Here is a 13380-nt window from a genome sequence, read left to right on the forward strand (position 1 = left end):
CAACAGAGGATGTTTTGATGCCAGAACAGAATTCCACGTCGGCGGTCCCGTCACCCAGCGGCTTGCGTAATCGGCACATCGCCATGATCGCTCTGGGCGGCACGATCGGGGCGGGTCTTTTTGTGGGAAGCAGTGCTGCCATCGCTGCCACAGGGCCTGCCATCCTGCTGGGTTTTCTGCTCGTTGGTCTGCTGATCATCATGATCATGCGTATGCTGGGCGAGATGGTGGTGGCGGATCCGGGACGTGGATCGTTCGTTGAATATATCCGCGCGGCGCATGGTGACCGGATCGGGTTTACCTCGGGTTGGCTCTATTGGTTCTTCTGGGTTGTGGTGCTGGGAAGCGAGGCGATCGCCGGTGCACTACTTCTTCAGGACTGGATCAACGCCCCGGCCTGGGTGCTGGCGGTCGGTCTCGTGGTGGCGATGAAGATCGTCAATTTCTTTGCCCCGCGCATTTTCGGTGAGTGCGAGTTCTGGCTCTCCAGCATCAAGGTGTTCACCATTGTCGCCTTTGTGGTTCTGGGCATTCTTTATGTGCTGCATGTTTTCGGGCCAGGGGTGCCGGTGGCTCAGAACGTCCTGCATCATGGCGGGATTTTCCCACATGGCGTCATCGCGCTGCTGTCGATCATTCCCACCATTCTCTTCACGATGATGGGCTCGGAGATTGCCACTGTGGCAGCCGCCGAATCTTCGGAACCGGGTAAGAACGTGGCGCGTGTGACACGCAGCCTCGGCGTGCGTATCACGTTGTTCTACGTGGCGGCCGTGGGCTTGATCCTGATGATCCTGCCATGGACAGCCATCGTACCGGGCAAATCCCCCTTCGTGGCGGCCATGGTGGCGATGGGGATTCCGGGAGCGGCGTTCATCATGCGTATTGCGGTGCTGAGTGCTGTGCTTTCCTGCCTCAACTCCAGCATGTACATCACGTCACGCATCCTGACGGAACTGGCCGATCAGGGAGATGCTCCGGCTTTTCTGACACGGGCGTCCGTCAATGAAGCGCCCCGCATGGCCATCACGGTCAGTTCCGTGGCCGGCATGCTGGTGGCCTTCTCCTCCATTCTTGCGCCGCAGACGATCTTTGCGTTTCTTCTGAGCTGTAGCGGCGGGCTGATCCTGCTCATCTACTGCCTGATCGCCACGTCCTACATCGTCGTGCGTAATGCCGCGCGTCGGATAGGGACGGAAAAGGCGGATTTCTCTCTGCCGTTCTTTCCGCTGTGCAACTACATCACGATTGGCGGAGTGGTGCTGGTCTTTCTGGCAATGCTGGCCAATCCGTCCGAACGCATGACAGCGCTTGCCTCTCTGGGCACGGCGGTCGTGTGCTATGGATTGGCCACGATATTCTCACGCAAGTCAGTCACAGCCTGACCTTATTGAAAAAGCCCTCCCTGATTTCTGGAAGGGCTTTTTTGTTGCCCTGTTCTCAGGGGCGGCGCGCGGTGAGCAACAGATGCAGGCCGCAATCGGCCATGACTTCATGGTCCGCTAGCGCCGCGTCGCGGGAGAGAAAAGCGTCTTCATCCGCTCGCATGGCGGTCGCGCAGCCATCACGACCGAGTGCTGCGCCCTGCACAACCAGCCCACGACACGCGATGTCCACGAAACCGGCATTCGCGAAGGCTGCCTTCAGACTCTCTCGGTCATAGAGATGAAGGCGTGTTGTCACGCCGTCGGACGTGAACGATCCCTCGCGTGTGTCGAGAACGTGCTGAGCCTTTTCAGGCTGCTCTGTCTGTAGGCATCCGCAGACAAGAGAGATAAGGGAATCCACCATCACAGCAACCCGTCCGCCGGGTGTGAGCCACTCGAACAGGCGTGCGATGATGCGGGATTGATCGGTGCAGTACTGGATCGATCCAATGGCGACGGCGAGATCGGCGCTTCCGGGCGGCACGATGACCTCCTCCATGTTGCCCGCAAGAAGGGTAAAGCGTGGACCGAGTTCCTTGGCATGCAGGGTGGCGATCATGCCGGGGGCATTCTCGATGCCTGTGACGGTATGTCCCTGATCCAGAAAACGCTCGCACCAGCGTCCTGTCCCGCATCCCACATCGAGAATGCGGGCGTGCGCGGGCAGAGTGAGAGCATTGACCGCCTGCCATCCCAGAAGGTCATAGGCGCGACGGCAGGGATTGGTGAGGAAGCTTTCGTCAAAAGCCCGGGCTTCCTTCGAATAGCTTTCCTTCTGGAGAGCGTCAGGCTGCATGGGCAGCTTCCTCTGGTGGCAGGTTGCCGGAATACGCCAGCAGGCGCCGGATCAGCATCAGCCCGACGTCATTCTGCCAAAGCCACAGACCATTCACCTGACCGGAAAAACTGCGCTCACCTCCCATTTCGATCGGTGGGCGATAACCGCAGGCCAGCCCGATACCGAACAGGCCGGGGATCGGTGTGGCATCGGCGGCGATAACCTCACAGGCATCATTCACCAGCGGACGGCCTTCTTCTTGGGCCGCAAGCGGGAGAGGGATGCCGGTCCGATCACGAATGATCATGGCAGCGGGGCGATAGCCCAGGCAGGCAATGACGAGATCGGCGTCGTCCAGAATGCGCCGGGCTTCGGCATCGTTTCCCTCCCGAAGCTGGTGGAGGCTCATGCGCGGTTCCGGTGGCGCGTCGCCCACACCGAGAAGTTGACGGGCGAGAATGCGGGATTCGAACCGGAAACCGCCAAAGCGGTGCACGAAACCGCTGAGAGCGCAGATATCGCGCTCGTCGAAACTGGTATAGCCATCCGCGTGCGCCGCGTCTCGGCCGGGATAGAAGATGGTCATGGGTTGCCGGTGCAGCAGGGTGACGTGCACGGGCGGAGTGTGTCCTTCAAGTGCGATAAGGATTTGTCGTGCACAGGACATGGCGCTTGTCGAGCCCCCCACAATGGCGACCTTGGGGCTATCCATGGCGGTCAGTGTAGCAATCGTGCGGGCGAAACCGTCATGACTGAGAAATTCGTCCGATTGAATAAGCTTGTTCTCGTATTGTGGGAGAAGCGGAGCGCCCCCGACAGGGAGATGTCGCAATCGCGCAGGTTCTTGCGTCGCGCCTGTGGCGACGAGAACGCTGGCGGCCTTTACCGTTTCCGTGCGGCCTGTCTGGACATTGCGTAACTGCGCCGTCCATGACCCGTCTTCATTCTCATCGAGACGATCCACTTCCGTTCCCATAGCCACCCGGCCATGAGGAGAACGGGCGATCAGATTGGCCATGACCTTGCCCACTTCAGCCATCAAGCGTCCGGCAAGCTCAAGAGGCACACAGTCCGCCCCATAAGCTGCGACTTCTTTCGCCAAAGACGTTTCAGCCAGAACTGCCAGTTCAGGCACTGGGGAGTTTCGCACACAGGAGAGAAAGGTGTCGGCGGAACTGTCCGAGGTAATGACATAGTTTCCCAGTCGCCCCGCCCCCGGTTCGTGCGCCCGCTCGACCAGCAGGACACCGGTGGAGAGCACGTGTGGGAAAAGATCGTTGCGGGCCGCAGCCAGAAGCGGAGCAAGTCCAGCGGGTCCAGCGCCTATGATAAGAAGACCAAAGGTATTGTCGGAATGTTTTGGCATAGAGCTTGTTCCGGTCATGCGGCCACCTGTGTCGTTGCCGCTCCAGGAAGAGTCACAAGCGGCTGCAAGGCCTCGCACACTCTGCGCGGCATCTCGGGTGTCATATCGGTCCACAGAGGAAGTGAAAGGATACGGTCGGCCACATTATTGGTTGTGCTCAGGTCGTCGGCTGTACAGATCTGTGCGAAATAGGGTTGTTGCATCAGATGGGGCGAGAAATATGCTCCGGTGCCGATATTCAGGGCGTCTAGTGCTGCACGGACTTCGTCACGTGAGCAGCCCTCGGGCAGAAGCACGGGCATGAACTGATAGGAACGGCGGCGTCCCCATGGTTGCTGTGTCTCCAATCCGGGAGGAAGATAGCAGCAATAGATCTCGGCCAGAGCGGCCCGTTGGTTGGCGACTTCTTCCATCGTGGTCAGGCAGGCGAGAGCGATGGCCGCCGCGAATTCGGTCATTTTCGAGTTTATGCCATGGTTTGTCGCGCTGCGTGGGGAACCGAAACCGAAATTTCCCATTGTGCGAAGAGCGGCAATGGTGTCCGGATTTGCACAATATATGACGCCCCCTTCTCCAATGCCGAAAGTCTTGGTGGCGTGCATGGAAAAGACAACAGGATGGGCGAACCCGGTGCCAAATCCATGCCCATTTTCGTCCAGAGTGCCCAGAGAGGCAGCGGCATCAATGACGATACCCGCTCCGGTTTCCTTGTGCAGTTTCTCATAATGATTTAGGTCGATGCCATTCCCGAAGGTGGCGTAAGGGACAATCAGATCGATTGAGTCTCCGTAACGCTCGATCAACCGACATTCGGAAACCGGGCAGGCAGCCCATGTCTCGGGGTCGATATCACAAAAGAGCGGGGTATAGCCGGCCCAAAGAGCCGCATGCGCTGCGGCGGCGAAGGTGAAGGAAGGCATGAGTGCATAGCGAGGAGTCGATGAAGATTGTCTTTGTCGGGCCACATGCTTCATGGCGATCATCAAACCAATGGTCGCGTTGCAGACCGTCAGGCAATTTCCGGTACCATTGAAGTAGAGATCGCGGAGTCGGGTCTCGAATAGAGTGTTTTTGGGTCCATAATTACTATGGATTCCGGATTGCTCTATTTCGAGGAGACTGTCGATGAGAGATGCAAACGCAGGAGTCTTGACGGAAATAAAAGGTATCATGGTCACGACATCCTTCGCTGTCGTTGGCGGCAGTTTCTAGGAGTTTTTAAACGTAAATTTTCGTTTAAGGTTCCTTACGACAAAAAATATCAGGCGTCATAGAAGTAACGGAATTGTGAGTCCGCACGGGACATCTGGCTGAGGTGTGATCGTTTGGTGTGTGAATTGGGTCTGAGAAAACCAGAAATGGCTTGCGAGAATTTTAAAAAATGTCCTTGATGGCCATCACGGAAGACGATCATCTGTCCATGCATGTTGGACGGATTTCCAATGTAGAGTGATGATCTGTTCATGACATATGCTGTGGTATTCAAAGTTTATCGATGGGATGACGCGGTTGATCATAATTTCCGTCGATGCCGTGCTTTGGCCGTAGGAGCCGATTTCTTCATTCTCTATGATCGCACCTATGGTGACGATCTGCCAGAAGACATTCGCACGCATGATCGGATGTTTTTTGTGACCAATCAGGATGCTCTTGATCTGGGATTATCTGGAACGCATGACGGGGGGGTCAATCTGTTCTGGTATAATGCGGACTACCAGCACAGTCTGTTTGTCCTGAAGTATCCGGATTACGATTTTTTCTGTTTTGTCGAAAGCGACGTGGCGGTAAACATGCCTCTGGCGCCGATCATGCGAAAAATGAGGGAGCAGGGTCTGGAGCTTATTTTCCAGCCGCAGTTATACGCTCCGGAACAGTGGAGTCATTTCAGTACCTGTGCCGGATATTATGATGACGATACCTATATCAATAAAGGGCTATTCTGTATTTCATTTTTTTCCCGCAGGGCGCTCCTCCATACCTTGCAGCGGCGTCTGAATATGACGGCGCTTCAGCAGCGTCGGAAACTGTCGACATGGCCTATTTCGGAAGCTGTCATGGCGCATGAACCTATCCGGGCGGGAATGAAGTGGGCGCGGCTCGATACGGTCTGTCGCGGGCTCGATCATTACGACTGGTCACCACCTTATGCTGTCGCCGAACTGGATGGCATGATCGGAATGGATATCGTCCATCCGGTCACGTCCATGAATCGCAGTTTTATGATTCGTAATTTCCAGCAGGATTACCATTCGTTGTGGTCGGAAAAGGAGGTGAGGGAGGGCAGATCACGTACTCGTGCCCGCACTATTCGGGATTTCGAGGTTTTTGCGCGCCTGTATAATTCTCCGCATATTCAGTCTTCCCGTGATCGTGCGCAGGCAATACTGGAAGATGCTCGTTCATTGCTGGAGAGTGAAACGCTCTCTCTTCTTCATGGAACGAACCGATTGGCCGAAGAAAAATGGCGTGTGCGAGGAAGTCGTGAGCATGGTTTTCCAGCCGCTTGTCTTTCCGATCTGCCAAACTGGGACGAGCATCAGGCGCATGACATGCAGTCCGGCGAATGGGTCGAGGTGACGTTGCCTCCACTTCGGAAGGGAAGTCGTCTTCTGGTGGGGGCGCAGGACGCGCGATTCATTCACGTCCTGCGTGTGGAAAACGGGAATGGAGATGGAAGGCTCGTTCCTTTGCTTTTTCAGCGTGTTTTTCGTGACATGATCTTTGGGGTTTTTGACATTCCTGCTGAATGCGAAAGCCTGCGTTTGACCGCACAGATGCCGGGAAAAATGTTCAGTCTGCGGCTGGGAGATGGCAAATGGGTAGAAAGCGTTGCCGTTGAAAAAGCCGAAATGCCGCTTTTGAGCAGCAGCGCAGCATAAAGGTGATTTTGCATACTCTTTGTTGTCAGAGGAAAGAGTCTTCATGCTGCATATCGCGTCGCTTCATATTTATCCCGTCAAGGGCTTGCACGCCTTGTCGCTGGAGCAACTGGAACTGGAGACATGGGGGCCGCTCAACGATCGCCGATGGTTGGTGGTGACGCCGGAAGGTGAGTTCCTCACGCAGCGCACGATGTCGGCCATGGCACGGATCGCCGCTCATCCCAGCCAGACGGGAGTGACGCTCAAACATGCGGATGGAACCGAACACGTCGTGCCATATCCTGTCGGCAAAGAGCGGGATGTACGGGTGTGGGTCGACACCGTGCGGGGATGCGATGCGGGCGACGAGGTGGCGGAGTGGCTCAGTGCTCATCTAGGGCGCGCATGTCGGCTGGTTTTTATGGCCGAACCGAGGACCGCGCGTCAGCGCAACTGGCAGGGACAGGACTATCCGGTCTCCTTTGCGGACGAGTTTCCGGTGCTTCTTTGCACGGAAGCGTCTCTGGCTGATCTGAATACGCGCCTTGCCATGCCGGTACCTATGGCGCGATTTCGTCCCAATCTTGTCGTCACCGGCGCCTCCGCGTGGGAGGAGGATGCATGGGTGCGTCTTAGCGTAGGCGATGTGGAATTGCGTCTGGTGAAGCCGTGCTCGCGCTGTGTGGTCACTACCATTGATCAGGATACGGGTGGAATGCCTGAGCCGGGGCAGCCGCTGAAAGCTCTTGCTGGGTTTCGCCGTGCGTCGGGGGGCGTGATGTTCGGACAAAACGCATTGGTGGAAAAGCCGGGCATGATCCGGGTTGGCGATGAGGTAAGGGTAATTGAGCGCTCAGTGTGAGTGATGGTGTGTGAGGGGGAGCGGTACAATCTTGGAAAATATAATGATGCAGGAAGATAAAATAATGATCTGTCCTTGAGTAGCAGGATGTCCTTTCGGTCATCTTCAATCAAAGAGTTGCGAATATAAACGCGGACCTATAAGGTCTGCGTATGTCACTTTATGGCGCAAGCACTGAATATGTTCTCCACAGCCTGCTCTGGCTTGTGAACAATCCACAGCCTGTCAGCAGTCTCGATTTGTCGGAGTTGCAAAACATCCCTGCGGCTTTTGTCGCCAAATTACTGCCGAAGCTTGAAAAGGCCGGTATCCTCGAAGCCTCAGAAGGTTTGCGAGGTGGTTACAGGCTTGCGCGTGCGCCCGACCAGATCAGTGTTTTGGAGGCTATCGACGCTGTGGAAGGCAGAAAAAGTCTCTTCAATTGTCAGGAAATTCGGGAACGATGTGTTCTGTTCAATGATAGCCCGCCAGCATGGACAAAACGTGGTGTGTGCAGCATTCACGCGGTGATGCTGCGAGCGGAACAGGTCATGCGACAGGAACTGGCCCAAACGTCTCTCTCCGATCTGGCGCAGGCCATGCAGGCAAAAGTGCCTCCTCCGTTTCCAAAGGAAGTGCTGTCTTGGCTCGACGAACGTGCTCAGACACGTCGGGTCAGAAAAGTCAGACAACGAAGACGATCGGACGTTCTTTAGTCGCGAGGTCTGTCTCCGCATCAGGAAAGACGAAAAAATGCATAAATTTATCGCACTTGGCGTAATGGCCATGTGTTTTTGTACGTCCACTGTTCATGCCGCGACAAAGGTTACTCCTCTGCTTGTTCATGACCTGAAAGGCATTCCGGGAAAGGAGGGGGCTATGTTGAGGGTCGATTACGCCCCTGGAGAGTCTGATCCGATCCATCGGCATAATGCTTCGGTATTCGTTTATGTGCTGAAAGGCGCCATCACCATGCAGGTTAAAGGTCAGGCGCCTGTCACTCTGCATGAAGGACAGACCTTTTTTGAGGGACCGGACGACGTCCATCTCCTGGGGCAAAATGCCAGCAAGACAGAGCCTGCCGAGTTCCTTGCATTTTTCGTGAAAGACAAATTGGTCCCTTTTATCTTTCCTGTTCACTGAACTAGGAGCTGCGGTTATGAAAGTTTTTGTTGCGGGAGCAAGTGGAGCGCTGGGGCGTCCCCTGATCACTCGCCTGCTGGATGCAGGTCATGAGGTGTGGGGCATGGCGCATCGCCCCGAAAGTCTGGCTGTTATCCAAAGCCTTGGAGCACATTCTGTCGCAGGGGACGCTCTTGCTCGAGACGCGATGTTCACTATCCTTGGGGCTATCAGACCGGATGCTGTGATCGACCAACTGACATCGCTTCCACGCAGTCCATTCGATCTACCGCAAAGATTACCAGCAGACCGAAAACTGCGTTTGCAGGGCGGCGAGAACTTATTGGATGCTGCTCATGCCTGTGACGTACAACGCTATATCCAGCAATCCTGTGGTTTCTATCTGGATGGAGGGCATGTGCTGGTGACGGAAGCATCGCCACTTAAACTCTTGGCTCCCGGCCATATCGGTGAGAGTGCTCGCATGTATGCAGAATTGGAAAGACGGGTTTTAGGGACGTCTTCTTTGCAAGGCATCGCCCTTCGATATGGATTTTTTTATGGCCCCGGCACCTGGTATTGGCCAGACGGTGCTTTCAGCGATCATCTTCATAAAGGTAAAGTTTCTATTGTCGGTGCTGGAAGCAGCACATTTTCTTTCATTCATGTGGATGATGCAGCGGACGCCACAGTGACGGCTCTAACGGCTCCTGCCGGTATCTATAATGTTGTCGATGACCAGCCGACAAAGCTATCTGAGTGGTTACCTGCCTATGCAAAGTGGATTGGAGCCACCGCTCCCCATTACCTTGATGAGAAAGAGGCTTTCTCCTTGATGGGCGAAGAAAGTATTTATTATCAGAACAACCTTGATGGTGCATGCAATCAAAAAGCCAAAGAGGTTCTGGGGTTTGAGCCGCAGCGGCTGCCTTGGATGAGCGACAGCCGATAGGTCGAAGGTGTCAGTCTATAATAATCAGACGGAAACGTCTGTGTCTTCTATTGAATGATAGTTGGTTTTTAGCTCATTGTAGACTTCTGAGATAAAATCTACCGTATTTGTGGAAGATAGAACGCCTTAAAACAGTCCCGGTGCGCAAACACCGGGACTGTTCCTTGTAATCAATGGAAGAGGAGTTACCCCAGCGTCATCAGGCTCGCATTGCCACCGGCCGCTGTTGTGTTGATGCTGCGAGACTGTTCTTCCAGAACACTCTCAATGGATGGTAACACCTTGCCCGTGAGCCATGCCGGGACAATAGGACCGTTTCCATTCGAGAGCGCCTTGCGGGCGGCGCGGAAGGCCTCATTATCTTCCTCACCAAGCAGGATGGCGCAGGGCAGAGTGGTGGCGTCCACGACTGGGCGGATCGCGCTCCGCAGGCTGTCGGGCAGGGAGACCATCCAGTCCGTCAGTGTGCGTTCAGCCAGCACGAGCGCAGTGTTGCCACCCGCGAGTGCCAGCGAAATCTGCGCGAACAGTCCGGCGCGTGTCGTGGCCACGCACAGAACATTGCCGCGTGGCGTCAGACGGTAGAGGTTCTGTTCACCCACCGGACCGGGGAGGATGCGCTCTTCTCCCAGTGGGGATGAGTTCGCACAAGCGGAGGCACTATCAGCGGCGTTTGCTTCCCCTTTGCCGCGTAGCCAGTCGGTCCACGTCGTCATGGCGGTCGTCGGGGTGTGTTGACCCGCCACGTTCAGGACTGGCGTTTCGCTGAGCAAGCGGCGAAGAATGAGCGGTCCACCGGCCTTCGGTCCGGTGCCGGACAGGCCCCGACCACCGAAGGGCTGCACGCCCACCACCGCGCCAATGGTATTGCGATTGACGTAGAGATTACCAGCATCGATGCGTGCCAACACGGTGTTCACCGTGGAATCGAGGCGTGTGTGCAGGCCGAATGTCAGGCCGTAACCCGTGGCGTTGATGTCATGCAGCAGGTCGTCCAGCTTTTCGCTGCGGTAGCGCAGCACATGCAGGACCGGACCGAATACTTCGGGACCGATCTCGGCAATGCTGTTCACCTCGATCAGCGTCGGGGCGACAAAGCTGCCATGGGCGCAGTCTTCGGGCAGGTCGAGAGACAGAATAGACGCGCCGCGGTGACGGAATGCCTCGACATGCGCCGTGATGCCACTTGCGGCTTCTTCTGTGATGACAGGACCGACATCGCAGGAGAGTACGGCAGGATTGCCGATGTGCAGTTCCTGCATCGCGCCGCGCAGCATGGTCAGAACACGATCGGCGCAGTCGTCCTGCACGCACAGGATGCGCAGCGCGGAACAGCGCTGGCCCGCGCTGTCGAACGCGGAAGCGAGAACATCCGCCACGACCTGTTCCGCCAGTGCGGAGGAATCCACAATCATGGCGTTCTGGCCACCCGTCTCGGCCACGAACGGCACCGGCTGTCCGGACGCCGTGCGGCGGTCTTCAAGCTGGCGGTTGATGATCTGTGCCACCGTCGTAGAGCCGGTGAACATTACGCCCATGACACGTGCATCTACCACTGCGGCGGCTCCGATCTCGCCCGCACCCGGAAGCAGGTGCAGCGCGGAGACGGGAACGCCCGCTTCGTGCAGGATGCCGACGGCAACTGCGGCGATCAGTGGTGTTTCTTCGGCAGGTTTGGCCAGCACGACATTGCCGGCCGCCAGCGCTGCTGCAATCTGGCCGATGAAGATCGCCAGTGGAAAGTTCCATGGGCTGATACAGGTCACGATGCCCAGTGGCTTGTGAGTCGCATTGTCGAACTCGCGGGCGACGGTCGCGCCGTAATAACGGAGGAAATCCACGGCTTCGCGCACTTCAGCCACCGAGTTCGGCAGGGATTTGCCTGCCTCACGTCCCAGAAGCGCCATGAGCAGCGGGTGGCGTTTCTCCAGAAGATCGGCGGCTTTGGCGAGGCTCTCGGCGCGGCGTGCGGGTGGCGTAGCTGCCCAGTCGGCGGCGCCTTTCTCGGCAGCATCTGCGGCTTTGGTGACGATCTCGGGCGTGGCCCATGTCACGCTGCCCACCACGTCACGGCGGTCGGTTGGGTTGGTGATGGGGATGCCCGCGCCGGTGGTGGTCTCACCATTGACGATGGGGCCACCTGTCCAGATCTGCGGTGCGGCTGCGATGTGTGTGGCGAGTTCTTCCAGCACGCGGTCATCGGCCAGATCGAGACCGGCTGAATTGGTGCGTTCGGGGGCGAACAGGTCGGCGGGCTTGCGGATTTCGGTGTGCGGCGCGCCATAGGGTGTGTAGCGACGGGCGACATCAATCGGGTTTTCGATCAGAGAGGTCAGCAGAATGCTGCCGTCACCGATCTGGTTCACGAAGGAGGAGTTTGCCCCGTTTTCCAGCAGACGGCGCACCAGATAGGCCAGCAGCGTCTCATGCGTGCCGACAGGGGCATAGATGCGTGCCGGACGGTTGAGCTTTTCGGGCCCGACCACCTGTTTGTAGAGGGTCTCGCCCATGCCGTGCAGACACTGAAACTCGTAGGAACCAACTTCGAAGTTCGGCCCGGCCAGCGTGTAGATGGTGGCCAGCGTGCGGGCGTTGTGGGTGGCGAACTGCGGGAAGATCACGTCGCGCGCGGCCAGCAACTTGCGGGCGCAGGCGATGTAGCTGATGTCGGTGTGACATTTGCGGGTATAGACGGGGAAATCCGTCATGCCCTCAACCTGTGACTTCTTGATTTCGCTGTCCCAGTAAGCTCCTTTCACCAGACGCACCATAATGCGGCGTTCGGTGCGGCGCGCAAGGTCGCTGATGAAATCCAACGCATACGGCGCGCGCTTGCCATAAGCCTGCACCACGAAACCAATGCCGTTCCAGCCTTCCAACCCCGGCGTGTGGCACAGGGCTTCAAGCAGATCGAGTGAGAGGTCGAGGCGCTCGGTTTCCTCGGCATCGATGTTGATGCCGATGTCATAGGAGCGGGCGAGCAGCGTCAGATCCTGCACGACAGACAGCAGTTCCGTCATCACGCGGTCGCGCTGGGCGCGGACATAACGGGGGTGCAGGGCGGACAGCTTGATGGAGATGCCGGGGCGCTCATAGACATTGGCGCCCTTGGCGGTGCTGCCGATGGCGTGAATGGCGTTGATGTAGTCCTGCCGATAGCGGGCCGCGTCCTGCGCGGTGAAGGCGGCCTCTCCCAGCATGTCATAAGAATAGGAGAAGCCGAGGGCTTCGAGTTTTGCGCTGTTCTTGCGGGCCTGTTCGATGGTCTGGCCAAGGACGAACTGCTCGCCCATCAGGCGCATGGCGGCGTCCACGGCTTTGCGCACGACCGGCATGGAACTGCGCTCGACGAAATTCATCAGTGCGCCGGTCAGTTTCTTTTCATCGTGATCGCCGATGATGCGGCCCGTCAGCGCTAGTCCCCAGGCAGCGGCGTTGGCGAACATGGGCTTGCCGCGTCCGACATGGGCCAGCCAGTCGCTCTCACCGATCTTGTCGTGGATCAGCGCGTCACGGGTGGCCACATCGGGGATACGCAGCAGGGCTTCGGCCATGCACATCAGGGCCACGCCTTCGGCAGAGGAGAGCGAGAACTCCTGCACCAGTGTTTCCACCAGCCCCGGATTGCGGCGCGCACGCAGGGCTTCGGCCAGCCGGGTGGCCACAGTGGCGGTGGCGCGCTCTTCCTCGTTCGAGAGAGTGGCCGCGGGTGTCAGCTTTTCCACGCACTCGGCTTCGGGTGTGCGGAAAGCCTCGACAATCGCTTGGCGCAGGGGCGAGCGGGAGGAGAAATCAGGCGAAGACGTGACGGTGGAGAGCATGGGCGTGCGTTCCGAAAAGCCGGTCCGGTCCTCGCGCCGAGGGGACGGGCAACTGGTTCCGATATCACAATGACTTTCGTCTCATGTCATGGAAATATATTATCTGCAAGATGTTATATTATAGATGATGTGAATGAGCCTCATACTGGAAACCATAAGATGGGGCAGGCAGGTTTGTCGGCAGGCTCATGAGTATATTCCAATGGGAGTAT

At 57.3% G+C, this 13380-nt stretch carries 10 protein-coding genes; 6 read left to right on the forward strand and 4 right to left on the reverse strand.

Going from position 1 to position 13380, the window contains the following annotated elements; genetic code table 11:
* Window positions 1-17: 17 nt before the first annotated feature.
* Entirely contained in the window at window positions 18-1385 is a 1368-nt protein-coding gene (locus KUA11_RS10000) for an amino acid permease (RefSeq protein ID WP_217410140.1), read from the forward strand.
* Window positions 1386-1440: 55 nt separating this feature from the next.
* Here the strand turns inward: KUA11_RS10000 and KUA11_RS10005 are convergent, their stop codons facing one another.
* Genes KUA11_RS10005 through KUA11_RS10015 form a run of 3 tightly spaced genes read right to left on the reverse strand, consistent with a single transcriptional unit; the run spans window position 1441 to window position 4743 of the window.
* A complete protein-coding gene (locus tag KUA11_RS10005) occupies window positions 1441-2223 on the reverse strand; it encodes a class I SAM-dependent methyltransferase (protein ID WP_217410141.1) in 783 nt (260 codons plus the stop codon).
* Window positions 2213-3571 carry an FAD-dependent oxidoreductase gene (locus tag KUA11_RS10010; RefSeq protein WP_217410142.1) on the reverse strand — a complete coding sequence of 453 codons (1359 nt, stop codon included), beginning with the start codon at window positions 3569-3571 and terminating at the stop codon, window positions 2213-2215. The genes KUA11_RS10005 and KUA11_RS10010 overlap by 11 nt, the downstream gene beginning before the upstream one ends.
* Window positions 3572-3585: 14 nt before the next feature.
* Window positions 3586-4743 (reverse strand): DegT/DnrJ/EryC1/StrS family aminotransferase, encoded by a 1158-nt coding sequence (locus KUA11_RS10015; protein WP_217410143.1) that lies wholly within the window; start codon window positions 4741-4743, stop codon window positions 3586-3588.
* A gap of 291 nt (window positions 4744-5034) precedes the next feature.
* Between KUA11_RS10015 and KUA11_RS10020 the strand changes: the two genes are divergently transcribed.
* The 5 genes from KUA11_RS10020 to KUA11_RS10040 all read left to right on the forward strand — a co-directional run bounded on the left by KUA11_RS10020 (window position 5035) and on the right by KUA11_RS10040 (window position 9347).
* On the forward strand, window positions 5035-6450 hold the full coding sequence (locus tag KUA11_RS10020) for a hypothetical protein (protein WP_217410144.1): 1416 nt from the start codon (window positions 5035-5037) through the stop codon (window positions 6448-6450).
* Between the two features lie 43 nt (window positions 6451-6493).
* Window positions 6494-7294: an MOSC domain-containing protein gene (locus KUA11_RS10025; RefSeq protein WP_217410145.1), complete on the forward strand. Its 801-nt coding sequence runs from the start codon at window positions 6494-6496 to the stop codon at window positions 7292-7294.
* 152 nt (window positions 7295-7446) lie between these two features.
* Window positions 7447-7989, forward strand: a complete 543-nt coding sequence (locus tag KUA11_RS10030) for an RrF2 family transcriptional regulator (RefSeq protein WP_217410146.1) — start codon at window positions 7447-7449, stop codon at window positions 7987-7989.
* A 37-nt stretch (window positions 7990-8026) separates the two neighbouring features.
* The gene (locus tag KUA11_RS10035; protein ID WP_217410147.1) at window positions 8027-8416 is read left to right on the forward strand and encodes a cupin domain-containing protein; all 390 of its coding nucleotides are present in this window, start codon (window positions 8027-8029) and stop codon (window positions 8414-8416) included.
* Between the two features lie 16 nt (window positions 8417-8432).
* Window positions 8433-9347, forward strand: a complete 915-nt coding sequence (locus tag KUA11_RS10040; protein WP_217410148.1) for an NAD-dependent epimerase/dehydratase family protein — start codon at window positions 8433-8435, stop codon at window positions 9345-9347.
* Between the two features lie 185 nt (window positions 9348-9532).
* Here KUA11_RS10040 and putA read toward each other — a convergent pair whose 3' ends face one another.
* Complete coding sequence (putA, locus tag KUA11_RS10045; protein ID WP_217410149.1) at window positions 9533-13168, reverse strand: bifunctional proline dehydrogenase/L-glutamate gamma-semialdehyde dehydrogenase PutA; 3636 nt, start codon at window positions 13166-13168, stop codon at window positions 9533-9535.
* Window positions 13169-13380: the final 212 nt, after the last annotated feature.

The organism is Acetobacter estunensis, assembly GCF_019083805.1.
Classification (GTDB): domain Bacteria; phylum Pseudomonadota; class Alphaproteobacteria; order Acetobacterales; family Acetobacteraceae; genus Acetobacter; species Acetobacter estunensis_A.

Bases quoted from the DNA above. Each gene is read 5' to 3' on its own strand.
- KUA11_RS10000 (WP_217410140.1), top strand. From the start codon at position 18: ATGCCAGAACAGAATTCCACGTCGGCGGTCCCGTCACCCAGCGGCTTG.
- KUA11_RS10005 (WP_217410141.1), bottom strand. From the start codon at position 2,223: ATGCAGCCTGACGCTCTCCAGAAGGAAAGCTATTCGAAGGAAGCCCGG.
- KUA11_RS10010 (WP_217410142.1), bottom strand. From the start codon at position 3,571: ATGCCAAAACATTCCGACAATACCTTTGGTCTTCTTATCATAGGCGCT.
- KUA11_RS10015 (WP_217410143.1), bottom strand. From the start codon at position 4,743: ATGATACCTTTTATTTCCGTCAAGACTCCTGCGTTTGCATCTCTCATC.
- KUA11_RS10020 (WP_217410144.1), top strand. From the start codon at position 5,035: ATGACATATGCTGTGGTATTCAAAGTTTATCGATGGGATGACGCGGTT.
- KUA11_RS10025 (WP_217410145.1), top strand. From the start codon at position 6,494: ATGCTGCATATCGCGTCGCTTCATATTTATCCCGTCAAGGGCTTGCAC.
- KUA11_RS10030 (WP_217410146.1), top strand. From the start codon at position 7,447: ATGTCACTTTATGGCGCAAGCACTGAATATGTTCTCCACAGCCTGCTC.
- KUA11_RS10035 (WP_217410147.1), top strand. From the start codon at position 8,027: ATGCATAAATTTATCGCACTTGGCGTAATGGCCATGTGTTTTTGTACG.
- KUA11_RS10040 (WP_217410148.1), top strand. From the start codon at position 8,433: ATGAAAGTTTTTGTTGCGGGAGCAAGTGGAGCGCTGGGGCGTCCCCTG.
- putA (WP_217410149.1), bottom strand. From the start codon at position 13,168: ATGCTCTCCACCGTCACGTCTTCGCCTGATTTCTCCTCCCGCTCGCCC.